Here is a 26413-nt window from a genome sequence, read left to right on the forward strand (position 1 = left end):
TGCATTAGTCTTAGCCTTCAAAAACGACTAAAAGGAGGTCGATATTCACTAAAACATTGAGAGTTTCAATAACACATGAATACGTATTCAGCCAGTTTTTAAAAAAATAATGTAGCTATTCATGAACAAGATATTTTCATTAACTAGGCTTTCTGACTTCAGTGCTAATATCTTTTAAGCACTTATGCATTCCTCCCCTTTTTTGTTCTACTTATTATTCGATTTCAATAGCCGGCAACACAAAAGGCTCTACTAGATCCACAACTACAAGCTGTTTAAACTGACTGCATAAGACAGCTAGAATATCTGCAGTGATCTTTGGATCTTCGACTTTCTCCGATTTCATCACATTATTTTTATTTTCGAAAATAATATTTTTTAGCTTTTTACGACGCTTCATATCGTCAAGACCATTAATATACTCTAGAACAAATAAGGTTAACATTATTGGATAAACGGCTATATGCTCATCATCTTCTGAACTATAGGGTATTGCCTGCTCATCCTCATCATAATAGCTTCTCAAAAGGTTATAGCAATTATTTAAGCGTTTAATTTGTCGGGGGTTATTCAAATTAAAATAATCAAGCCAATATAAAAAAGACTGCTTTTGCATATTTGAAAGACGCTCGATAATTTTAACTTCATGTTCGTTATCGCGAGGCTTACTATCAACCGGCTTACTATCATTAGTATTTAATACTGCTTCTATATTATTTCTACCATGGAAATTTTCGTTAGGATTTTCAATTTCTTGCCTTTCACCATATAAAATCTTATTCTCTGTTTCTTCAATGATATTTCTAATTTGTGCATCTTCTTTCAATTCATCAGAAGCTTGATTAGATGTATCCTTATCCATGGCAGCTTCCGTCTTTTCCCATATATCATGTAAATACCGGTGAACACTACTCTTACTAGGCTCACTTAGAGTAATGGGAATATGTATAACCTTGGCAAGATAATCTCTAGCAATTGCTTTAGAACTGCGCAACTCATGAAAATCAGCCAGTTCTTTATAATGTAAAGCTAAAGCAGCTAAGGCAATACGCTGATCCACAGCGATAACCACTGTAACGTTAGGAATATCTAAGACTAGACGTACGGCTTCAAATACTTTAACAATACCCTCATGACCACAACGATCAAGATCATCGACAACAAAGAGTAAGCGCTTTTCTTTACCGAAGTTTTGCAGGCGGATATTGCACAAAGTTTTGATTGTTTCACGCATTACAGGAATAGTGCCAAGGTGATGACCATAGTTCGGCAGTTTTAAATATGTCAGCAGCTCTTTTGCCATAGGATTTGCCAATACAGGTTTTAGCTGCTTCCACAAAAATAATAAAAATCCAACACCTCCAGTCATAATAATTATTTCCTTTGCGTGTTTAGCCTGAGGAAAAAGAGATTTCAGCATTTGATTAAAAGCTTCGAAAAAAGGGGGAATCACTACCAAAAGAAGTAAAAGCATTAAAGATAATAATTTTTTACCGTGTAAACGTATAGCAAAACGCGTAATAAGAAAAAAACGCTTAATCACCCATAAAAAACGATTATCGCTGGGCAATCGTTCCGAAAGTGTTCGTATTACTTCCTGTGCGACTCCGGCTTGCAAATTGTCAGTATGCTCATAGGCCCAAGCATTAAACTCCGCAAGTAAAAAATCTTGTTTATCTCGCTTTTTAATCAAAAGGTTTCTTAGTTGTTTAATGACCGAGGATTTACCTACCCCCCAGTCACCTAGCAGACCAATGGTTTGGTGATGATGATTGGCCGGGTGCAGTAAGAAACCAGCAAGAGTCTCCACTAATTTTTTACGATCTAAAGCATCATGTGTACTTGCATCTTGATAGCTCAACTGCTGAGAAGCTCGATATCTTGTAGTATCTTCTGTGCCTCCTATTTTCTCATCAACAGCCACCGAGTCACTCGTTTTTTCGTAACTCTGAAAGTATCTATTTAGTTGCTCCCATTCATACATAAGAGATTTTTTAGAGTAAGTCCCTGTGTATAAATTTTGATAAATAGGCACAACAGCATGCACTAATTGACTAGTTTGCGATGATAAACTACTCTCTTCTTCGGCCAAGTTATCTAGAGCACTAGGTAACACTTTTTCAACTATGGTTAGATACTCACTTGGGGGGAAAATATCGATCCACAAAGGTGCATGCTTTAATATATCTCCTGTCCCCTCATTGAGTATATTCAGCTCTTTATATTGTTCCTCTTCTTCATTTTTGCTTAAACTCTCTAAAACACGACAAGCAGCAATTGCACTCTCTGAGGCAGCTAATGAAGAGCCGATCAGGTTTGTTAGGTATTTATCTTCTGTGGCATAGGCGTAAAAAGCCATACTCGCATGGGCAATAGCTTTATAAGCGAGATATGTATAACTATGATCAGAAGCATAGTTGGCTGATAAAAATGCATTAGAGGCGTATTCATGTAGAAATCGAGGGTCATACGGAAAGTCCACTATATTAGCAATTGCTGCTCGCCAAGTAGACAGAAGATTGAACGCACGCTGTCCTTCTGACCAGTATGAAAAGTTGGTGTCATTAACAACCACAAGAGGAAACACTCTCAGAGCACAACGCGCAGCAAAGAGAACCAATCCGGCACTGTCTTTTTTTGATATATCCGTTATCAAACGCTTGATTTGCTCAGAAAATACAGGTTGATCCACAATAAAGCACCTTACTATTAATTTTGGCGCAATAGTCTCAAAGCTTTATTACTTATGTAAAGTTATCTTTTTAAATACCATGAAATTGCAGCTTACAGAACTTTTTAACAGCAATGGAAAATTGGCACGATTTAAAACACCATTCTATTTCAACAACTATTACCAACGAAACCTTTAAATGGGTCACCCTACTAAAAACGGCAATAGTAGAACTAAGGTATGTGATTTTATATGCATTAAAATTGTAATATCCCTATAACTCAGCACGTTATATGAAGTATCGAAATATAGAAAGCAAACGCCTATACTTTTGACATCAAAATCATTATTCATAACTAGACAAAGAAAAGATATGGTCGTTAGAATTAACCATCGCTGGATAAAGCAGTAAGGCTATAATAAAAATCTACTGGCAATATAAGATCTATAGTTGGTATAGATTATTTATGTATATTGGCTGGTGGATCAATTAGCTAAGGATTGATTAAAGTGGATTGTTTAAAGTTGGATTGATGAAAAGCAGATTGACTCAGACCAGATTAATATATAAGAGACGTCTGCCATATTTATGAAAAAACAACCACACTATAATCAAAAAATTGACCGTCTGTTCTTTCTTATCTACATTGCCGACTGGCTTTGTGCAGCATGATACTGTAGCAGTGTTGGCAAAGTAGTGGTGCTGATAGACTAGTAGCTCTCATAGTCTATGACGAGGTTCCAAGATAAGAAAAACGTTTTAGGCATAGTGATGAAATGCGTTTATTTTTTAAAAATAATTACCAACCATTACTAGTCGTTCTGCATGTTCTTTTGGGAATTAGTCTGGCACTATGTAGTTACGCTTCTGCAGAAAAAAATAGAGATAAAAATGAAGCTATCGAAAAAGTCATTGAACTTAGTAAACTAAATTCAGCAATCCCGTTTAACTCCCAACAGACACTCGTCATCCCAATCACTCTTGAACCAAATCAGTTCCTAGTATTATTATTGAATTCTTATGCTATTGAAGTGAAAATTCTGGTACAATCACCACAAAAAAAAATACTAGCAGAGGGACAATTTAAAGACCTCTACAGGAGGCAACGTTTACTTATAAATAGCCATAAATGTAAACAATGTCGTATTGTTATTCATGGAATAGGAGCTGGGGACGGCAATATCAAAGGCGAATTAAACATTGCTACTAATATATATTCTAGTGTCGACCAGCCCGAGCGTCTCATAGCAGAACAACACCTTGAAAAGGCATTTCGTTATCAGAAAGAATTACTCGAAGACGCGTTTAAGAAATCTCTATTTTATTATGAAAAAGCGATTGAGCAATGGCTCAAAATAAAAGATCGAGAGGAGTTAAAAAATACGTACTTCCTTGCAGGCGACTCCGCAAGCGGCTTAAGTATTCATGAAAAAAGGCCTGATTTATTCTCAGAAATCATCTCAATCGCGGTAGATGATAAGGATTACTACGCAGCGGCCATCGCATATATTCATTTAGGGCGCGACGAATATACACAGGGGCGCTACAATAAAGCACAGGAACACTTTCAACATTCTCTATACTACGCAAAGAAAAATCCAGATTTAATACAATGGCAAAAAAACTACTTACTAGGATACATCCATCATCAGTTAGGGCAACTAACGACTCAGCGTAGTCAATACCAAAAGTCATTAGAGCATTTAAAACGTTCGCTTGAATATTTTAAGAATGCCAAAGATACCCAGCAGCAGGCAGCTGTTCTTAATACTATGGGTTTACTCGCTCGTCGAAAAAATGAATTACAACTTGCCAGCCAATACCATCGACAAGCTTATACCCTTGCCGCGCGTGATGACCATGGCGGTTTTAGAATGCGGACACTCTATTACATGGCAGTTGTAAATGCCATACGTGGCCGTTATTTCTATGCATTGGAACTTCTAAAAAAAGCAAATAAAATTGCAATAACATTAAATACTATTCATTGGCAAGGACATATACTGGCAGCACAAGCACGTATCAATATGGAACTTGGCCGGCTTGAGGAAAGCTTAGAACTTTATCAAAAAACACGTAAGCTTTATCAAAATGTTCAAGCAGAAGGTGATCTAATTACAGTATCACTTAACCTAGGAAAATTATACTCCAAACTAGGTGATTACCAAAAATCCCATTTTCACTTTTCACGCGCATTGGAATTCCCACATGAAAAAACAACGGATCAACATAAATTAAACCTCTACACGGCAGAAGTTTCTTCATATATTAAACAGAAAAAATATACGCAAGCGCTTGACAGCCAAATAAACATACTCAATCTAGCTAAAACAAGTAAAGACAAGTTTTATATTGACAGAAATCTTGCCCAACTCGCAGAAATATATATCGCTTTAGGCCAAAGTGAAAAAGCTTTGGATATATTGCAAAAAGTCCTAAGCCACCAAGAAGAAAACAGAGACGACCTTTCCTATACACATTCAAACTATCTTGCCGCACAAGCCTCACTCAAATTAAAATCTCCAAGAAATGAAGTTTTAGCATATATAAATCGCGCCATAACAACTATAGAGAACATCCGAAGTACACTATTACGAGACGACCTACGTCAACAATACTTTGCTTTACAAAAGACCTACTATGAATTGAAAACAATGCTGTACTTAGACACCTCGCAAGAAAGTCATTATCAGCCACAAATGGGTTTAATAAGTGCAGAGTCATTTAAAGCAAGAACATTATATGAGAATTTATTAGAAAGTAATTTACTCAACAGGGATAACGGTAATTTCCCAAAAAGAACTCAGAAAGCTACCACACCAAACATATCGCAAAATATTTATACATTTAATGAGGAGGAAGAGCGATTAATAGAGGAAAGCTTTAGAGAATTTCTGGAAAAAAAATCATCATCAGAAAACTCTGTATTAACAGCAATTGATACCGCAGACTTAAAAGATTACAGAGAAAATTTACCGCTGCAAAAAGCTATTATCTACTTTTTCACTACGGAACAACAGTCCATACTATGGTTAATGAGCAAGGAGCAATTAAAAGAAGTCAGATTACCTCCTGAATCTGAACTGAATCATCATATTAAATCATTACTAGAAGAATTAGCGATTTTACCCACAACAAAACTAAGCAATAAAGTTTGGCAACAACAACACCAACAACGCCAAAACTTGAGCCAAATTATCCTAGGAGATATCGCAGAAGACCTTAAGAATTACAATGAGCTATTAATTATCCCTGACGGCCCATTACATAAAGTCCCTTTTTCCGCGCTATATAACCCCAAAACCCAGATACCATTGCTAGTCAATAACACTATTACCTATGGCGTCTCCATCGCAACGCAACAACAGTTGCAAAGGGAAACTCCTGTTGACTATAAAACAGGTACACTATTATTAGTTGCTAACCCACACCAAATTAAAGTGGAACCCTTGTTTGAAAACGGGCACTCAATAACTCGTAACGCTGAACTTCGACCACTACCATATGTGCAAAAAGAGGTAAACACGATAGCCAAATTTTGGCAAAAATATGGCGATATTGATGCCTTAGTTGGCAATAAGGCAAATAAACGAGCAATATATGATACTGCTTTAGAGCAATATGAAATATTACATTTTGCAACTCACGCCTTGGTTAACTGGGACTATCCTTCATTATCGGCTATCTCTTTAGCACCAAACCCTCAACAAGAGCATACACTAACAGGTAAAGATCTAACAGTTCAGGATATTTCCCAATGGCATATTAATGCCGAGCTAGTAGTATTAAGTGGTTGCGACACTGCATCAGGAAAGACGCTCTCGGGAGAAGGCCCTCTTGGCTTGTCTCGTGCGTTTTTCAAAGCCGGAGGAAAACGAGTTATTGCCTCTATTTGGCCAGTGGAAGATGAGGCCACAGCTTTTTTAATGGAAGATTTCTACCGACAATTATTTATCAATAAATATACACCAGCTAAAGCATTACAACAGGCGCGTTTAAACCTAAGTAAAATATCAAAATGGAGCCACCCGTATTATTGGGCAGGTTTTTTATTTCTTGGCAACGGAGAACATTGGCGTGAGTTCTAATCCTGAACCAGCAGTAGCGAGTGATTTGGTTAGCCGTATTCAGCAGGGAGATATGCTTGCTGAAAAACATATGATACAGCGCTATCAGCGAGGACTGATGTATGCATTAAGGCGCAAGGCCAATGGTGATACTGCAATAGCGGATGATATATGCCAAGAAACGTGGCGGATAGTGATCGAAAAGGTTCGCGATGGTTCAGTTCGTCAACCAGATAAGCTCGCTGCATTTATCTTGCAGACAGGCAATAATCAAATGATTATGCACTTTCGTCGAAATGAGAGTAGCAAGAATAATAACGAGATTGAACAGACTGACGATGAAGACACAGGCCCTAGCAACAACTATGAGCGAGAACGCAAAGGTAAATTAGTAAGGCGTGTACTACAAGAGTTAGCTACCGATCGAGACCGGGAGATACTCACACGTTACTATTTACAAGAGCAGGATAAGGGTGAGATATGTCTTGCTTTAGAATTGTCAGACTTACATTTTAACCGAGTGTTATTTAGGGCAAAACAACGCTTAAAGAAGTTTATAGAAGAACAATATGAGGATTTTCCATGAAAGCATCTTTATTAATGGAAAGAAACCTCACACATAGTGAGATAATGATAAAGACAATAACACTTATTACTAACGGCAGTAAGAATTACTCCGGAGGCATCTATGCAAGTAGATATTAATACTTCATCTACCGTCACCGTCGACCCACGAGTTGATGACTATGTACGAGGAAAAATGTGCGAAGAAGATGTTTTCAATTTTCAAGTAGAGTGTATGGAAAACCCAGAATTATTAGAACAAGTTGAATTGGCTGATAGCTTGCTCGAGGGTTTACAGCAAATACAAGAAAGCGAAATACAAGAAAAAAATACAAAACAATCACAATCTTTTAGCTTCCTTAAGTATATAACCGTTCCTCAAACCGCCTGGGGTGCAATTGCCGCAACCATTATATTAATACCACTAATGACTATACAAACCGATACACAACCGAGTGTCGGTACTGCTGTATACGTGCTTGGTACTAATGTAACAAGAAATGGGAACGGCTCATCCACAGAAAACATTCTCCTAGACTCATCAACTGAAAACCTAGTTTTGGGATTTCAAGCCCCTTCTACTTTAGGATCACCACAGACATACACGCTTAGTATTTATAATCAGAGTAATACTCTTTTATGGCAAGGAAAACAGCTAACACCAAATTCAGCTTTGGTTATTTATGTGAATGTAGAGAAGAGTTTTTTTAAGGGAGGTAATTACCGCTATATTCTTAAGAGAACAGAGGATAATCACATTATAGATCAAGCAAGCTTTAAAATTAAGCACGGTTAGAACTTATAATATATAATGAGACCAAGCAAATGGAAAATCAAGAATTATTTACTTGCATTATAGAAGACTCAAATTTTGAGATAATAGCCGGTTGCCCGCTATCTAGATGGTTTCAAAAAAATGATATTTTAAAATTATTCATCAATAATGATGGTAATTATAAATTGACAATCTCAAGACCCACTTCCAATAGAGAACCACTAGTATGGGATTATATGAGTACTCCGTGTATTACTCATATTAGCGAACATTTTGAGTTAATCACATTCGAGGCAATGATAGGCAAGTGCGACATGTGGTGTGTAGAAGTTATAAAGCAAAGCAAGCATCCAAAGGATGAGGTTCACCCAACAAAACTCCACATTATCTTTTCTTTTAAAGCGGTTGTCCCTAAGAATGACAAGCACTGCACACTAAATCACAGCAGCGGAAGCGGTGGTGGATATGAATAATTTTTCTTATTTATTGAATATCTAACAGTTCATTTAAAACTTCCATAATATTTTTTTCCTCCTGAGATAAGTTTTGTTCGCTAAACACTACTAAGTTATCAGAATTACTCTTTCTTACATTAAAGGTAGCTCTGACAACTTAACTCAAAAATATTGGAGATAGTAATGGAAAATCACGAGAATAATACTCGCACTGGTTCAGGCGAATTTACTGATAGTACGAGAACATTTAAATGGGAAGTTAAATATAGTAATTTTTATGTGCACTACCAACAACTACCATGGTGCATCCAAAATGATACTATGGAATGTATTTTTCTTGATGAATCTGGGAGGAAACCACCTACTATAAATATCATAAAACCATTTGATTCCCTCCCCTGCCAACTAAATATTTACCCCGACACATACCGACCTCCAGTCGAAGTAGGAAATTATATGAAACATATTCATTTTAATGCCTATCTTCAAGATGGCCTGGGCGAACCTCTTAAATGGGAAGTAGACATTTTTTATCAGTATAAAGATATTTCTAATAATAATAAATATGGGGTTTTCTTTGTATTTAAAGATATTCAGAGAAAAGGATCTGACCAGTCGTGTGGTACGGGTGGAGGCTATGAATTTTAATAATTATTACTATAAATAAAACAAGAGGGAAAAGAGATGAAAGATGCTTTTATTATTACTTTTGAACACCCGATTACAAATAAACAAAAGAAAATAATTAACCCTGGTGGTAAACCGACCAAAGATGCGATAGAAATTTATGCAAAAGAGGATATACGAGATCCCGAATCTTTGGTTAAAGACAATGATATTCTAGAGTTTAAAGATATCAATGCATATGTTACACAGTTGAGCGATCAACAGCGGGAAAAATTAGAAAAAGAACAAGGTATTAGCATTGAAGCTGATTCTGAATGCTTTTTGCAAGATGCAGGGGAAGAAGTTTCTAGTATAGGTAAGTTTAAATCAGATCTGTACGACGACGGCTATATCCAGGCCCTACGAGATATTGGTAGTGACGTAACTGTAAATAAATTGCTAGATTTTCGATCCAAAGATACTCATAACCACTCATTGTCCAAAAAGAAAAAAAAGAAGTATAAGTTTGAGCATTTAGATAGGATAAAAGCAACTAAAGCCTGGCGGAGAACAAAAGGAAGAAATGTTAAGTTAGCGGTGTTGGATACAGGTATAGATGGCTTACACAATGATTTATCTGTGCAAGAAGGAGTAAACTTTGTTTCCTATCATAACAACACATTGGCACATTCTCTGCCATGGCACGATGATGATAAACATGGAACACAGTGCGCAGGTATTATCGCGGCACTACATAATGGCATACATACTTATGGGATTGCACCGGAAGTAGAGCTCTACGCGGTTAAAGTACTCGATAGCGAAAAACAAGGAATAAAATCACGGATTATAGCAGGTATGCTATGGTGCTTAGAAAAAAAAATAGATGTAATTTCCATGAGCCTCACTGAAAAGCCTTGCCACAAAAATGCTCAATACAGTGCAGCTTACCAAGCAGCAGCGAAGAAACTGGAGGATGAAGGATGTATCATCGTTGCAGCTGCGGGCAATGATGGCGAAGATGGTGTCGGCGAGCCGGCTCGCTGTCCTTCAGTTATGGCTGTCACTGCTGTTGATTACCACAACAGGAAATTAGAAGCAGCATCTTGGGGCCCATCGAGCCTACAAGAAAGTCAAGCAGTGGAAATAAGTGCGCCTGGCTTAAACATATGCTCTACCGCACCTCATAGCCGTAAAGAACCTATATCATACACCAGCGCCGCCTGCCCCATGGTTGCCGCCGCGGCCGCTCTAGTAAAGCAAATGCACCCCACCTGGACACCTCGGCAAATCCGCCAGCACCTAAAGAATACAGCCACGCCTTTAGGAGCAACAGTAAAGTATGGCGCAGGTCTTTTAAACTGCCAAAAAGCGGTGTTTGGTTATTAAAACGATCAATTTGTTAAAAATTGCCGAGTTAACTGCTCGGCCTTTTTCTCATAATATTATTGATACACCTTTAAAATCATTCGGCCCGAAAAAAGTGGCCGATAGCTTTACCGTCGAGTACTTCTAGCAGCCTAATACAAAGAAACATAAATACTCTGATAACACATCTATCTATGTTTGCACTTACTTAAGTTGTTCTAGCCTAGTGCCGAAGGCCATAGTAAGCAATCACTACAAACACAAAGTTACTAAACTCTATCTCCGAGCACACATTGTCACACACTTGATTGAAAGAGCAATCGAGAGAGCCAACGATTATATTCAAATAACGCCAAAGGCACCTACCCACCGACAGTTGTACAGCAACAAACCCAGAGTGGGTATAGACAATTCCAATTGCCACCTTTGCTATACTGTATATAATAACAGGATTAATAACATAGCTAACGTTTATTTATGATTCTCTATATTGCCGAGAAGCCCAGCCTTGCACGTGCTGTGGCGGATGTCTTGCCCAAGCCACATCAAAAAGGCGAAGGCTTTATTAAACTGGGTAACGGTGATATCGTCAGTTGGTGTATAGGGCACTTATTAGAACAAGCCCAGCCCGAAGCCTACGATCCGTTGTATAAAAAGTGGGATATCGCTCACTTGCCTATTGTACCATCTCAGTGGAAACTTGAAGTTAAGCCCAAAACAAAAAAGCAATTTAGTGTCTTAAAAAAGCTCATAAAACAGGCGAAAGTATTGGTAAATGTGGGAGACCCCGATCGTGAAGGTCAACTTTTGATCGATGAGGTCATTAACTTTTGTGGTGTCTCTAAAGCAAAAATCGCTTCCACACAGCGCTGCCTCATTAGCGATTTAAATCCTTCATCGGTTAAAAAGTCTTTGGCAAACCTTCGAAGTAATACTGACTTTATTCCGCTAGCGACATCAGCTTTAGCACGAGCGCGAGCAGACTGGTTATATGGAATAAACATGACTCGCCTATGTACAGTGCAAGGGCAAAAATCTGGGTTTAAAGGAGTACTATCTATAGGCCGTGTTCAAACTCCTCTTTTGGGCTTAGTGGTTAAACGTGATTTAGAGATCGAAAATTTCATATCTAAACCCTTTTACGAATTAGAAGTGAACCTAAAGACGGAACAAGGCTTTGCATTCAAAGCAAAATGGAAACCCAGCGAAGCCTGTCAACCCTATATGGATGAAGAGAATCGAGTCTTATCTCGTAAGCTTGTTGAAAATGTTGCATCTCGGGTAAAAAATAAAACGGGTCGTATTGATAGTTTTTCTAATAAGCCAAAAAAACAAGCGCCGCCCCTACCCTACAACCTTTCAGCGTTGCAAATAGATGCGGCAAAATTATTTGGTCTTAGTGCAAAACAGGTGCTGGATACCTGTCAAAGTCTTTATGAGAAACACAAATTAATTACTTACCCAAGGTCTGATAATCGCTACCTTCCTGCAGATCATTTTAATGAAGCGAGCCAAGTTATTTCGGCCATATCTTCTGTTGATAATAATTTAACTAATATTGCCGGTGCTACCGATACACACAAGAAGTCAAAGGCCTGGAATGATAAAAAGGTAGACGCCCATCACGCTATTATTCCAACCAAAAAAAAATCTTCTACGGCTTTATCTGCAACAGAATCGAAGCTATACAACCTCGTATCAAGACAATACCTTATGCAATTTTTACCTAGCTTTGACTATCGACAAATACAGGTGAATTCAATTATCGAGGGCGGTCTTTTTATCGCCAAACGGAAAGAAGTGATCGCTGAAGGCTGGAAAATTGCTTTACTTAAAAACCCCAAAAACAAGGAAAGTGAAAAAGAAGACAACGATTTTTCGAAAGATAAAATGCCAACATTAAAAATTGGAGATTCGGTCACCTGCACTGATGCATGCATACTTGATAAAAACACAACACCACCAAAACGCTTCAATGATGCGTCATTATTATCTGCAATGACCGGTATATCCCGTTATGTGACCGACCCAGAGATTCGTAAGATCCTCCGCGACACCGACGGTATAGGTACGGAAGCTACAAGAGCAGGGATCATTGAGTTGTTATTTAAGCGTAGCTTTCTAACACGTCACGGAAAAGAGATCCGATCAACCGACATTGGTAGGCAGCTTATTCAGACCCTCCCTGAATGTGTCGCCGCGCCGGATATGACAGCTCAGTGGGAATCTCAGCTTGAAGGTATCAGCCAACGAGAGCTGCGTTATGAGAATTTTATGACACCAATGATAAAAACTCTTAGCGGGCTGATTGGTGAAGTCGGCCATGTACGTTTTGATGGATTAGCAGGAAAAGGCTCACCCGTTAAATTTAAGAGAAAGTCATCAGCAAACAAGTCAAGGCGACGTATTTCTAAATAAATCTCTTTATCTACTGTATTACTTCGTCACTTCTATTTTTACCTTCTACTTTTTCACATCTATTTCACAAGCCACTGGATAGCCTGACGATACCTAATATTTAATGAGTATCCGTTATGTCGCAATTACAGTCCACTCGAATAGATTTAAGTAATATCAGTCATTGGTTTAGCACTAATAACACTAAGGTTCAGTTGTTCGATAATTTAAGCCTATCCGTCATCCAAGGTCAGTCCTACGCTATCACAGGCCCTTCTGGTTCAGGAAAATCCACATTATTAATGCTCATGGCTGGTTTAGAGCAGGCTAGTCATGGGCATAGCCAATATATTAAGAACAACCAGATCAGCACTTTCCAAGAGCTACGAGAAGATATAGGGTTTATATTCCAGCAGTTCCACCTTCTTCCTGAACTATCCGCCATACATAATGTCGCCCTGCCACTCAAATTACGTGGATATAAAGGGGCAGAAACTAAAGCCGAGGGATGGTTGAGACGAGTGGGTTTGGGCGAGCGGCTTAGCCACAAACCACAACAGTTAAGTGGTGGAGAGCAACAAAGAGTGGCCATCGCCAGGGCATTGATCTTTGACCCTAAGTTTATTTTTGCCGATGAACCTACAGGTAATCTAGACGCAAAAAGTGCTGATGATATTGCGGATATTTTACTTTCGTGTTGCCAAGAAAAAGGGGCTGGACTGATACTTGTCACGCACAGTAATACTCTAGCGGCACGTGCACAACACCAGTTTTATTTGAAAAATGGTCGCTGTGATCACACTATACAAGAACCACTTGGGGTGTGTGCATGTTAACTAGAAACCTACAACTGGCATGGCAGTTTTATCACCAAGAAAAACACTATACTCATCATCAGGTTTTGCGTTGGACTCAAGCCATCTTGATGGTATTCGTCATTACGTTGAGCCAAACTAGCCAAAGTATCCAGAATTTTCTAAGTAACAACTTAGAAAATCTCTTAGGTGCAGACGTAGTATTAATTCACAAACATGCGCTTACCAAAAAACAGCATGCTGAGCTCAATAACATATCTCAAAAATTGATATCAACCCAAAACATCAACACCACACTCACCCATGCTGACAAATGGCAAAGAGCTAAGCTCAAAGCCGTCGACAACAACTACCCACTGCAAGGGAAATTAAAAATAGCATCTGCTTTAGGTGATACCCCACAACCAAGTTCGGCGGGACCGAAACCTGGAGAAATTTGGTTGGATTCGCGCTTACTTACCAGTTTGTCTCTGCAAGTAGGAACCAATATTAAATTAGCAAATGAGTATTTCACAGTTGCGCGTATTCTATTACACGAACCTGATCGTTTAATGGAAGGTCACAGTGTAGACATGCGTGCTATGATCAACAAACAAGATTTAAGAAGGCTAGGCTTTCCAAATGATTTAATTGAACATCGCTATCTAATAGGGGCTGATTCGACGCAGATTAAAAAAATTGTAACTTGGCAAAAACAGAGCTTACCTGCCGCCCAAACTTATCATAAACAAGGAGCACACCCGTTAGCATTATTTTGGCAACGTAGCGAAAATTTTATCGGTTTAGCCTCCATTATTTTATTTTTTATGGCTGCCGTTGCCGTTGAGCAACTCTCTCATGTGCAGATACATAAAGAGCAGTATTTTTCATCTATTTGTATAAGTTTAGGGGCAAAAAGATCAACGATCTGGCAAGTTTCTGCCTTCAAATGGATTTTACGGCTGGTGTTATTACTACCCATAGTAGTGCTTGTTTCCGCCACCTGCCATTGGCTAATTATTCATTGGCTAAGCGACACATTTGTAGGCTTATCATGGCAGTGGCATATGGGGTTAGCACTCCAATCGGGGTCAGCTATTGCTATGATCTTTATTATTTTTCAAGCACCAGTTTGGATTAGCTTGAAACAGTCTTCAGTTAGGCTGCTGGCTTACAACAATAAGTATTCTCTTAGTTACTGGTTTGGAACAGCGAGTGCATTGTCGGTACTCATGGCCGTGGCATTTGTTTACTCAGATAACGCGTTGCTCACCTCTATGGTAATGACCTGCACAATAACTAGTGTACTACTTATCTTAATTATTAGCTGGTTAATCTTAACCTTAGGTGAAAAGTTTACCCAAAACTTTTCCGGTCTTTTACCTTTTACCTTGTTTATGATGAAACAGCGCTTAGTTAGCAAAAGTACGCAAATTCTAGGGCTTGGTCTATGTGCATTTTTATTGTTATTTACTCTTATGCTACTAAAAGACCTGGGTGAAACGATGCAAAATTATTCGCGGCAACACGATGGAAATTTGTTGGTATCTCAAGCAAACCAACAACAAATGCATGATATCTTATCTTGGACAAAAAGCCACAACATTCCAATTCGTCAAAACAAACCCTATGTTTATGCTAAGTTAACTCATGTGAACGATCAACATCTAGATGACTTTAGTGATAAACCTAGTGATAGCCTATCAACGTTTAAAAGTTCTATTCGCCTACACTGGACGGATAGTTTGCCTGCCAACAACAAACTTCTAGAGGGGCGATGGTGGACAGCTACGGATAAAAACTGGCAACAAATTTCTATAGAACAGGAGGTGATGACTGACCTAAGATTAAAATTAGGTGATCAACTGACTTTTTATATTGGCGAGCAAAGTATTCGTTTTAGTATAGTTGCCACTCACGCCTATAAGCCTGGCGCCGGATCGATTACTTTTTGGGTACAAATACCAACAACAGCATTAGCAAATATGCGGGCACCTCAGTACAATATAGCGAGCTTAGAGCTAAGCACCGAGCAGTTCTCACTATTAACTGCACTATGGCAAAAACATCCGTCTTTACGCATGATCTCACTTAAGGAAATGACAGCTAGGTTTGACAATATCTTAGCAATGATAACCAAGGCTATCTCCGGCTTTTCACTGTTGATCATCGCTTTGGCTTTGATAGTAATGCTCGCTTCTATCCAGTCTCTTGGCACAAAAGAAAAACAAAAAAATAGTATTATTATGAGCTTTGGTTTTGATAAAAAAGCCTGTTTCAAGCTCAATATAATTGAATGGATAATCACAGCCACAATTGCAGCTTTTGGCGCAATTGTTGGTACTTATATCGCTGGACTTCTGATTTATCAGTCACAGTTTTCGCTAAACTATCAACCCAGTTTCTTATGGTTGCTGGCCACATTAGCAATCATTCTAGTCACTGTCACATCCCTTGGAATACATGCCAGTAAACACAGCTTATCTAGTTCTATCCGGGAATTAATGACTGAATCATAACCGACAATTTTAATAGTGTATTTCACATCTATTTCACACCTAGATTGTCAAGCTATTAGCTCAGTAACTATCAACTTAATAGCGACTACATAAGTAGTCGCCAATTTACAAGAGAACAACTATGAATCAGCATAAGTCTTTATTTATACAACTTTTTTCGATTCTTATTCTACTGTTTACATCTACACAAGTGACAGCCAAATCAGCCAGCTCTAAAATACTGATGGTAGTGAGCAGCCACGGTGAAAATAAAGGTGAAACAGCTCCTGGTTATGAGTTTGATGAATTTTCCAAAGCTTATTTAATCTTTAAACAGCATGGTATAACGGTAGATGTGGCTAGCCCCAAAGGAGGGTCAGTGGAGGCAGATAAATATGATCCAAGTAAACCCTACAATGCAAAAGTGTTAGCTGATAAGACGATAATGAGAAAACTCAATAACAGTATTACCACTAAGCAGATAGATGCAAGTCTCTATGACGGTATATTTATCGTTGGAGGAAAAGGTGCTATGTTTGATCTACCAAAAGACGGAGCACTGCAGCAAGTTATTGCCGATGTCTATCAACAAAAAGGCACTGTTGCAGCAGTATGTCACGGTCCTGCTGCGCTTGTGGATGTGCAACTAGCTGATGGAAGCTATTTAATCGCCAATAAAGCGGTGAATGGTTTTACTAATAAAGAGGAAAAGCTATTCGGTAAAAAATGGATAAAAGAATTTAACTTCATGCTTGAGGACAAACTTGTTGAACGTGGTGGTAAATTTCAAGCCAATGATATTATGTTAAGCCATGTTGCAGTCGATAAACGTTTGATTACTGGGCAAAACCCCTCATCCACTGTGGCGGTAGCTGTCGAACTAGTGAAATCTCTAGGTTTTAAAGTACAAACAATGCCGCAATATAAAGACGACCAAACCCTAGCTATGGTTGCCAAAATATTGCAAGGGGATACACAGGCAGCACAGATTATGTCCTCAAACCAAGAAAAATATCACATTGCAATGGCCGGTATGTATGGTTTTTATTACCTAAAAACCACTAATAACGAACAAAATCTCAGGCATGCGTTAACTTTGATGAGTCTAGCAAAAGAAACGATTAATAATCCCACATTAGATATGCAAATTGCCAAAACTCAGCATAAACTTGGTGATAAGCAAGCGGCCATTGCAACACTTAACCAATTGTTAGCTAACAAACCAGGCTTTCAACCAGCTTTGGATATGTTAAAAAGTTTGGTTTTATAATCTCAAGAAGCAATAATAGGAAAAAGTAATAGAGAGAAAAGTAGCTATGCCAAGATCTAATGCACTGCAGATGTTACTAATTGAAGATCATTTGGATATCGCCAAAAACATTGCCGAATTTATGGAGCAAAAAAACCATGTGGTTGATTTTGCTACTCAAGGTAAACAGGGATTAGATCTGGCACTTCAACATTACTATGACCTGATTATTCTTGATCTGAATTTACCTAATATGGATGGATTAGAAGTCTGCAGACACATCAGAGAAAATGCAGATCGTCATATTCCCATCTTAATGCTAACTGCAAGAGATAGTATCGATGACAAGGTATCCGGCTTTCAAACAGGCACAGATGACTACTTAACCAAGCCTTTTTCCCTACAAGAACTCGAAGTACGCTGTTTAGCCCTCTCCAGACGTCATCTAATTGATAGTAAAAGTATCTTAGAAATTGGCGGCCTAAAATTAGATAAGAAAAAACGAGTTGCCATGCGCGAGGGACAACAGCTTGAGCTCAGTGCCATGGGTTTTAAAATCTTAAGAATATTAGCAGAGGCTTATCCTCAAATAGTAAGCCGCTCAGAGCTCAGTCATAAACTGTGGCATGACGAGCCGACCGAATCTGATGCTCTGCGTTCACACATTTACCAATTGCGTACTGTATTAGATAAACCCTTTGATTTTCCACTATTAAAAACGGTACATGGTGTTGGTTTTACTTTAGCGCTTAAAGAAGAAAGTTAAATTTATGACCAAAAAATCTACTAAATATCATAGTTTAAGCCGCCGTATTGTCTTGCAGTTCTGTCTGTTTACGTTAGGGTTATCTCTAATATACAGTCTTATATCGTTTGTTTTAATGTACACCCTTGAAGATAGCTTCATTGAAAAAGATATCGGACAAGAAGCTAAATATTTGCAAACTTATTACCAGCAAAGAAATCAGTGGCCGGCAGTAAGACAACCCAATATGCAACTGCATTTTTCCAAAACCACGCTACCTGATGATATGCGCGAGGATTTCCTAACAGAACCAAAGCGCACTGAATTTTATGGTGATGAAGGTAGGCATTATCACTTATTTACATTTTCTGATTATAAAGACGTTTATTTGCTCGCGGAAGTGAGTAATGATCTCATGGTGAGGCCAATTCGCGGCGGAGTGATCACATTTCTGTGTGTAAGTGCAATAATAGTGACATTTATTGCTTGCTTTATAGCCTGGTTAATTGGTAGAAAAACCGCAAAACCACTTAGACAGCTTGCAGACTTGGCGGGCGGTGTTGCTCCTAAGCAAGTACCTGCCATATTCGCTAATCAGTTTCCTAATAATGAAATAGGCATTCTGGCTCACACTCTGGAGCAATCTTTTCAGCGTATGATACAAGCCCTTGAACGTGAAAAGTGCTTTACTCGCGATGTTAGTCATGAGCTTCGCACACCCCTAGCTATTATCAAAAATGCAATTGAGTTACAACAAAACAAGCAAGCCAATGTAGATACTAAAAAGCGTATCGAACAGAGAATTTTTGACGCTGCCGAGCAAATGGAAAAGACGGTAAATACTCTTTTAATGTTGGCCCGAGAAGAACACACTCGTGCAGATAAAAAAAATGTGAAAATAATGCCTATCATCGAAAAGTCTATATTGGATAACAGACTACTGCTAAAAGATAAAAACATTAATATAATTATCAGCGATAGCTGTCACACCAACGTTTATATTCAACCTGAAATGTTAAAGGTTCTATTAGACAATTTGCTGAGTAACGCTTTTAAATACACTCAAGCTGGAGAAATCAGTGTTGATTTTATCGACGAAAGACTTATTATCAAAGATACCGGGCCTGGCATCAAAGAAAACATTTCGGATAATTTAACTGATATATCTATGAAAAATAGCCAAGGTACAGGCTTTGGTTTATCGATAGTTAAGCGACTATGTGAGCATCAGGAATGGCAACTTACTATAGAAAATCACGAAGGCACACGTATTTCTATATCGTTAGGTTAGACGTCAACGACTTATAAAAATTATTACTCAAACTCAATAAATTATATACCCACCCAAATAGTAGTGCTTGCAACAGCGATTACTGGCCTCAAATTCACTATCAAGCAGCTTAACAATTAATCCAAAAACTTGTATAAACTGATATCCAAAAAAATCCCCCCAACAGTGGGGGACAAAATTTCTATCATTTTCTTTAAAGTGCTTTTCGTACATTACGTACAGATAATTAACTACATTTTATTATAGGAAATAGACACATGAAGAAATTGTTAGGTTGTCTGATGTTTTTCGCTCAAGGAGCATTTGCGAATACGATATCCATTACCGATGCTACCTATGGAGCAAACTGCCCAGCGGTTCCATTCGGTAACGTTACACAACAAGTTCGCAGTTCTTGTGAAGGTCGATCTGGTGATTGCAACTATTACGTAAGCCACCATATTCTAGGTGATCCTGCTCCTGGATGCGCAAAAGACTTTGAGGTTAGATATCGTTGTGGCGATTCAAACTTACGGGAATTTGTATTCAGAGAAGCGTCTGGCCGTACAGCTTTCCTAAAATGTGAAAGTAATAATACTCAATCCCAAACTAGTGGAATTCGCGTCATTACCGCAACTTATGGTGGTAATGGTGGTGCAGGAACAGGTAACGTTAGCGGTCATATCCGCCAACAGTGCGACGGTTTCCACTCATGTCACTATGTGATTGATCACAATAAACTAGGCGATCCCGTACCTTATTTCGCAAAGGATTATCGAGTAACTTATGATTGCGGAGATAATATCCAAAGAAGTAGATATCGTCTGCCAGAAGCCACAGGCAAAACTGTAGTTCTAACCTGTGACTAAGAGTAAACCTTAGCAATTATGGGGCGTATCTAAAATGTTAATAATACGCTCCATTTATTTTATAATAAAGGCTTTTATTCACTATTAATATGTAAGCCATGTAAACGATATTATTTGATATCAATCAAATTTTGTCACTTCAATTACTTTCTCCTATTTCTAATAAAATACTATCTTTTGGCTTTGGTAACAGGCCGCATTAGTATGACAAGAACACCGCCATAGAAGCTATTTAAGATAAAATCATAAATGGATTTCAAAAATAGTCATTTAAAATATTTTCGTGGCACAAATAGAAATTTCACACATATAAAGTAATTTTTTTTGAAATAATTTTATCTTACACTCTTAATGATTAAGTTCTCGCAGCTGTAATTAATAATAATTTAATATTCGAGGTTTAATCATATGAAGAATCTATTCATAAGTATATTTTTCTCACTAGTATTTATTACTACTTCTACATCCGCAGCCCAACTTAACAACCTAGCCTTTCAAAATAGTACAATACCCACGCCTCTATCAGGCTTCAGTGTTGAGTATGATATTTTCGGCACCTCTCCCCTCGCTGAATTGAGTGTCAGCTTCTTTTTATCAGGGGATAGTAATCCTAATACAGGAATACCTCTTGCCACGCGGAGGGTTGCGTTTAGGTGTGGAGGGCAACCTGGGTCCCCATGCCAGCCACCAGTAGGGCGCCAAAGTGAATTCTTTTCAGGTTTCGCGATTCAAGAACAGGCTCGAACTCTATTAGAGACCTTACAAAACTCTTGTTCAACCACACCACTTTATGTAGTAGCTCGATTGCAAGGTGACAACGCCAGGGCAAGTAACTCTCCTACCGTCGTTGGAACCTTAAAATTGCCAGATTTTCTTTTTGATAGTGGGACAATCACACCTTCAGTAATACCCACTGATGGAAGTGTTACAATTACTTACAGTGTCCGCTCTATCTGTCCATCTCCTATACTTCCTGGGGTTAGTGTTTATCTTGCAGATTCTGAATTCAATCCCTTGGTGCTTTTTGGTACTGTAGGCGTATTAGGACCCTTTGGTAGTAACCACTCAATAATACTATCTGTAAACGGTCTAAACCTAGAGCCAGGTAGCTATAATATTGTTTTATATGCCGATGTTAATCAAAGAGTTCAAGAAAGTAACGAAAATAATAATATAGGGGCATTTTCTGTAGATGTAATAGCGGCCTTACAAGAAGGACTGGCCAATAAACCCAATCCAGAACTAATAATGGCTAGACCACCGGTTAACTTTATCGATAACACACCAAATATTGACTACATTCCCAACTTTGAATCTGTCTACTTCAGCGATGAAAATAAAATAAAAGTATACGAAGGTAGTCCCAATAAGCCTCTTGAAAATAATTTTCTCGACAAGAATAAAATTATTAATGCGTTTGAATTAAAAATAAGCGAATAGTTCGGGGGCCGTATAATAGGCCCTAATATAATTTTTATACCACCTAGCATAAGTAAGGTTTCAATATTATAAGAAGATTGAAACCTTACTCTCTCAAAGCTTTTTCTATAAAACCTTATCTAGAAAACTCCCCTATTCTGATATCATAAGACTTATAGCAAACTAAACTAACAGATTTAAACACTTTTCTAAAAAGTAATTACCCACTACCAAAAACATATCTATACCTTAAAAGCATAGTTAACACATTCAGTCTTATCACTTCACAACAATCTTATAAAACATAGCATTTCAAAAGTTTAATCCTATTGATTTACCAATAAATCAAAAACAGGATAACCCACGATGAAAAAAATTTGCGAAAGAAATACAATTAGACTCATCTAAACATGAATATATAATCAAGCATAGTTAAGGTTATTGCCATAAAAATATAAATTTCTTTGATTTTAAGGAAAAGAATCTAACCTCAAACTTAAGAAAACTTAAATACTTTAAAAACTCAAAAATTGCTCAAACTTATAATATCAATAAATTCAACATTCATAAGGTCAAAATATATTTAAGTCAGCGAAAACACACAGTCTAAATAATTGATAACAGTCCGTGAAAAAAAACTCTCAATAGCCTTTTATGGAAAGAAAAAAAATTATTTGTTTAATAAAATTATTAACTGATGCAATAAACTAGTACAAAAATTAGCAAATTCTTTAAAAAAAGTTCAACACATATTAGTTCATTAATAATAATGTTTGAAATAGTTACATAAATCATTAGATTTCTATCGCAATGGCTAGATATCTATCGTTAAAAATTTAGATATAGATATATAAGCAATATATTTAACATTCTAAATTTAATTTTATACAAATTCTAAATATCTAACTAAGTCGATTAAAGTTTCTATTAGAATCGCTAAAGTGTATTAGTAATTTCCCTAAAGGCTTTGGTTAGCGTTAAGACCTCGATTAAAACCATCTAGATAACAAATAGTAGATTTGTATTTTTAAATAAATTAGTTTGTTCATTATTATTTAAATAAGGTATTAGAGTATAAAAATTCATATTACTAATTCAAAACCCAAGACAAATAAGGGAATAAAATGATCGAAACAATTTTCAAAAAAAATCAAGAAGTTATAATTCAAGAATTAAATGATTTAACATCTAACCACCCAATATGGCGAAGCCCTTTATTCACAAGGCTTCGAGAAGGTAGCTACCAACATCAACATCTCTGTTTTTTATTCCAGCAACATCATCATTATTCCAATAATTTCACTAAGCTTCTATGCCTCGCTGCATCCAGAATGGATGAGAGCAAATATAGAGCTGTGATTATTGAAAATCTATATGAAGAAGCTGGTGAAGAAGATATAGACAAGAGACATTCGGAATTAATGAGTGATTTCCTTCGCACTTTAGGAATAAAGCCTAATACCAATATAAAGTCCTATACCAAGCTTTATGTAGAACAATGCATAAAATTCCTGAGTCATTGTAGCGATATTGAGGCGGCTGCATTCCTGGCTTGGGGTACAGAAAGCATAGTACCTAGACTTTATGGATACTTTATTAATGCATTAAAGGCGATTGGAATGTCTGAAGATGACTATCGATATTTTAGTTTGCATATCGAGTGTGATGATGGTCATCATGAAGCTCTTATGGAAATAGCACTAGATATATATAACAACAGTCCCGATGAAACAACAAAACTTACTTCTTACCAAAAAATGTTGGCAGCTGTTAAAAAATCATTGGATATGAGGCTAACTTATTTTGACGAAATTTATAATCATTTAGAGCAATTATCAGTCGAACCTATATATAAAAGTATTGTAGAAAAATCAAGTATAGAATCTAAAACTAATTTATTCAAAATTTCCGATAAAAGCGGAAAAGATTTATATCAGAATACTAATGAAAATAGTAATATTAAATTCAGTGTACAACGCACATCTTTATCGCCACAAGTAATTGACCCTCGAATACTAAAAATATCACCCAATAGTAGAACAGAATCCCATAAACATGCACATGAGTCACTATTTTACGTGTTATCTGGTAAAGGCTTCGTCGATATTGGGGGAAAAACTTCTATTATTGAACCTGGTTCTATGGTTTACGTACCTAGGTGGGTATTACATCATACAGAAAATACTTCCAATGAGGTATTAACAATACTTGCCATAACAGATTACGGTCTTACTGGAAAATTTATTAACAATACCGAGTCTAGCTATCGTGAAAATAAAGAGAACTTAAGTAAAACTGCACTGGAAGCATAATATAAAATCAAAAAATACTCGCCATTTTCTTTGGCTGACAATTAGCACTTATATAAAGTAAAAATTATATAAAGTAAAAAAAATGAAAACGTTATCATGAAAAGTTCTATGGTACTTTACGGTAATTCCATCTGTCCATTTTGCCAAAGAGCAAAATTAGCAATGTTGGCTTGTTATAAAGAAGTAACATATCACGAAGTAGATTTTATAAACAAACCAAGTTGGATTATGGAAGTTTCTCCCATCGGAAAAATACCGATATTAGAAACTTCAGACGGATTTTTATTTGATTCAAACGTTATTGTCAGCTACATAGATAGCAAAAATAATTTTTCGTTATCTTCAAATGATAATTATACAAGGCATCAACTATTGTCATGGGTTAAATTAATTGATCATACTCATGAATTAGCTCGCGAGTATTTTTTGACAAACGACAACAATCTCTATGACAACCTATCGATAAAGATAAGTTCTCTAGCAGAGGAAATATTTGAAGGCAATTTCTTAAAAAAATCTTTACAAGATAGCAGACCACCCATAATGGATATTTATATGATGCCATTATATTTTTTGCTCAATATATTAAGCAAATATAGTAAAAGAAAAATCATTAAAGATAATTCAAATTACCAAATAGAATTCACTAAAAACCCTCATCAAGAATATTTTTTTGGAGAAGAGATAAAAATTAATCTATTAAAATTCTTGTGTAATCGCCATAGTCTTTTCGCAAAAAATTCTGCGAAATTTATACAACAATAGGAGATAGGTATGAATGTCGTAAAAAATTTAGCACAGTATATTTACGAAAATACTGAAGACAACAATAAAACTGCATATTATTTTAAAAATGAGAAAATCACATACAGCTCTCTTCATATAAAATCTAGAAAAATCGCCTGGAAAATGAATCAACTAGATGTATATGCAAATGACAGAGTTCTTTTTTTTCTCAATGATACACCAGCACTGCCATTTTCTTTTTTAGCCAGCCTACAAGTTGGAGCAATTCCTGTACCTCTAAACCCAAGAGCTAAATCTCTTTATTTACAACACTACATGAAAGACAGTGAAGCCAAGCTCATTATATGTGAAATAGAAAATTACGATAATATATGCAAAGCCTTAGAAGAAGCTAATATAAAAGCGATTATAATAGTACAAAATATTTTTAGTGACATTGATGATAGCCACATCGATAAAAGTGGAAAACATAACACAATATTACTATCTGAAATACTACAGTCGATGGAATTAGATACATACCATGCGACCAATGACGACGTAATGCTTTGGCAATATACCTCAGGAACGACCGGTATGCCAAAAGCCGTTACACATAAATCGGCTGGCATGCTACATAACAATGAAGTATACGCAAAAGGCTTACTTAACATTTCGAATGAAGATATAATTTACTCCACTGCAAAAATGTTTTTCGGTTATGGTCTAGGTAACAGTTTTTATTTCACACTATTAAATAATGCATCTTCGATACTCGACGATCGCTGGCCAGATGAAAATCTGGTTTTAGAAAATATCAAAAAGTTCAAACCTACGTATCATTTTTCAGTCCCCAACCTCTACTCAAAATTACTCAATCATCATGGTCAAATACTGGCCGAATCTATAGCGTCTTGTAAAAAATACATTTCTGCAGGATCTCCCTTACCAGCGGAGACATTCGTCACTTGGAGACAACGCTTTGGTGTGGAGATAATTGATGGGATAGGCGCTACTGAAGTTGGCCATATTTTTTTATCCAATATTCCCGGTAGTTGTAAACCGTCGATCACCGGCTCACCTTTACCAGGATATGAAGTTAAGTTGCTTCAACACGATAGTTCCAGCAGAGGAGAACTTATGGTAAAAGGGCCAAGTGTCTCTCCAGGGTATCATAATCAGGCGGATAAGAATGCAAAAAGCTTCGTCAATGGTTGGTATATGACAGGTGATATCTTCAGTAAAAATAGCAATGACGAATATAAATATGTAGGACGAAAAGGAGATATATTCAAATATAAAGGTCGCTGGATTGTGCCTCAAAATCTGGAAGAATATTTATTAAGCAATTTTAAATGGATTGATGAGGTTGCTGTACTTCCATCTGACTGTGTCGAAGCAAAACCTATTATGTGTTTTGTCAAGAACAAGAATAAGAATGATTATAAAAACATCAAAGAAGAGATGCTCGAATGTATCAAGGAAGTCTTCGAGGGTCACTATTTTCCTCAAGAGTATAGGAAATTAGAATCCTTTCCCCGCAACGAAAACGGCAAAGTTTTGCGTAACAAACTATTGGATATGTCCGCTGAAATACTTTAATAATGGCCTTAAGAAACTGGAATTT

General features: G+C 37.0%; 18 protein-coding genes. 17 read left to right on the forward strand and 1 reads right to left on the reverse strand.

Translation table 11 applies throughout. The annotated features are described in order from the left end of the window. Positions 1-214: 214 nt before the first annotated feature. Positions 215-2692, reverse strand: a complete 2478-nt coding sequence (locus BVC89_RS22295; RefSeq protein ID WP_086933322.1) for a KAP family P-loop NTPase fold protein — start codon at positions 2690-2692, stop codon at positions 215-217. Positions 2693-3448: 756 nt separating this feature from the next. Here BVC89_RS22295 and BVC89_RS22300 point away from each other — a divergent pair. The 17 genes from BVC89_RS22300 to BVC89_RS22380 all read left to right on the forward strand — a co-directional run bounded on the left by BVC89_RS22300 (position 3449) and on the right by BVC89_RS22380 (position 26388). Beyond that, on the forward strand, positions 3449-6760 hold the full coding sequence (locus BVC89_RS22300; RefSeq protein ID WP_086933323.1) for a CHAT domain-containing protein: 3312 nt from the start codon (positions 3449-3451) through the stop codon (positions 6758-6760). Further along, positions 6750-7325 carry an RNA polymerase sigma factor gene (locus BVC89_RS22305; RefSeq protein WP_086933324.1) on the forward strand — a complete coding sequence of 192 codons (576 nt, stop codon included), beginning with the start codon at positions 6750-6752 and terminating at the stop codon, positions 7323-7325. The genes BVC89_RS22300 and BVC89_RS22305 overlap by 11 nt, the downstream gene beginning before the upstream one ends. Positions 7326-7427: 102 nt before the next feature. Next, entirely contained in the window at positions 7428-8099 is a 672-nt protein-coding gene (locus tag BVC89_RS22310; RefSeq protein ID WP_086933325.1) for a hypothetical protein, read from the forward strand. A 29-nt stretch (positions 8100-8128) separates the two neighbouring features. Further along, the gene (locus BVC89_RS22315) at positions 8129-8551 is read left to right on the forward strand and encodes a hypothetical protein (RefSeq protein ID WP_086933326.1); all 423 of its coding nucleotides are present in this window, start codon (positions 8129-8131) and stop codon (positions 8549-8551) included. A 165-nt stretch (positions 8552-8716) separates the two neighbouring features. After that, complete coding sequence (locus BVC89_RS22320; RefSeq protein ID WP_086933327.1) at positions 8717-9181, forward strand: hypothetical protein; 465 nt, start codon at positions 8717-8719, stop codon at positions 9179-9181. Positions 9182-9217: 36 nt separating this feature from the next. After that, positions 9218-10528, forward strand: a complete 1311-nt coding sequence (locus BVC89_RS22325) for a S8 family serine peptidase (RefSeq protein WP_086933328.1) — start codon at positions 9218-9220, stop codon at positions 10526-10528. 456 nt (positions 10529-10984) lie between these two features. Further along, on the forward strand, positions 10985-12925 hold the full coding sequence (locus BVC89_RS22330; RefSeq protein WP_086933329.1) for a DNA topoisomerase III: 1941 nt from the start codon (positions 10985-10987) through the stop codon (positions 12923-12925). A gap of 116 nt (positions 12926-13041) precedes the next feature. Next, entirely contained in the window at positions 13042-13740 is a 699-nt protein-coding gene (locus BVC89_RS22335; RefSeq protein WP_086933330.1) for an ABC transporter ATP-binding protein, read from the forward strand. After that, entirely contained in the window at positions 13734-16217 is a 2484-nt protein-coding gene (locus BVC89_RS22340; protein ID WP_086933331.1) for an ABC transporter permease, read from the forward strand. Before BVC89_RS22335 ends, BVC89_RS22340 begins: the two co-directional genes overlap by 7 nt. Before the next feature lie 121 nt (positions 16218-16338). After that, positions 16339-17466, forward strand: coding sequence for a type 1 glutamine amidotransferase domain-containing protein (locus tag BVC89_RS22345; RefSeq protein ID WP_086933332.1), 1128 nt, complete (start codon positions 16339-16341; stop codon positions 17464-17466). A 46-nt stretch (positions 17467-17512) separates the two neighbouring features. Beyond that, entirely contained in the window at positions 17513-18211 is a 699-nt protein-coding gene (locus BVC89_RS22350) for a response regulator transcription factor (protein WP_086933333.1), read from the forward strand. A gap of 4 nt (positions 18212-18215) precedes the next feature. Next, entirely contained in the window at positions 18216-19481 is a 1266-nt protein-coding gene (locus tag BVC89_RS22355) for a sensor histidine kinase (RefSeq protein WP_086933334.1), read from the forward strand. A 257-nt stretch (positions 19482-19738) separates the two neighbouring features. Then, positions 19739-20329, forward strand: a complete 591-nt coding sequence (locus BVC89_RS22360) for a hypothetical protein (RefSeq protein WP_086933335.1) — start codon at positions 19739-19741, stop codon at positions 20327-20329. Between the two features lie 408 nt (positions 20330-20737). Continuing rightward, the gene (locus tag BVC89_RS22365; RefSeq protein ID WP_086933336.1) at positions 20738-21769 is read left to right on the forward strand and encodes a hypothetical protein; all 1032 of its coding nucleotides are present in this window, start codon (positions 20738-20740) and stop codon (positions 21767-21769) included. A gap of 1103 nt (positions 21770-22872) precedes the next feature. Further along, entirely contained in the window at positions 22873-24060 is a 1188-nt protein-coding gene (locus BVC89_RS22370; RefSeq protein ID WP_086933337.1) for an iron-containing redox enzyme family protein, read from the forward strand. Positions 24061-24156: 96 nt separating this feature from the next. Next, positions 24157-24825 carry a glutathione S-transferase N-terminal domain-containing protein gene (locus BVC89_RS22375; RefSeq protein WP_086933338.1) on the forward strand — a complete coding sequence of 223 codons (669 nt, stop codon included), beginning with the start codon at positions 24157-24159 and terminating at the stop codon, positions 24823-24825. 9 nt (positions 24826-24834) lie between these two features. Further along, positions 24835-26388: an AMP-binding protein gene (locus BVC89_RS22380; RefSeq protein ID WP_086933339.1), complete on the forward strand. Its 1554-nt coding sequence runs from the start codon at positions 24835-24837 to the stop codon at positions 26386-26388. Positions 26389-26413: the final 25 nt, after the last annotated feature.

Origin of the sequence: Agarilytica rhodophyticola (genome assembly GCF_002157225.2) — a bacterium.
GTDB lineage: Bacteria > Pseudomonadota > Gammaproteobacteria > Pseudomonadales > Cellvibrionaceae > Agarilytica > Agarilytica rhodophyticola.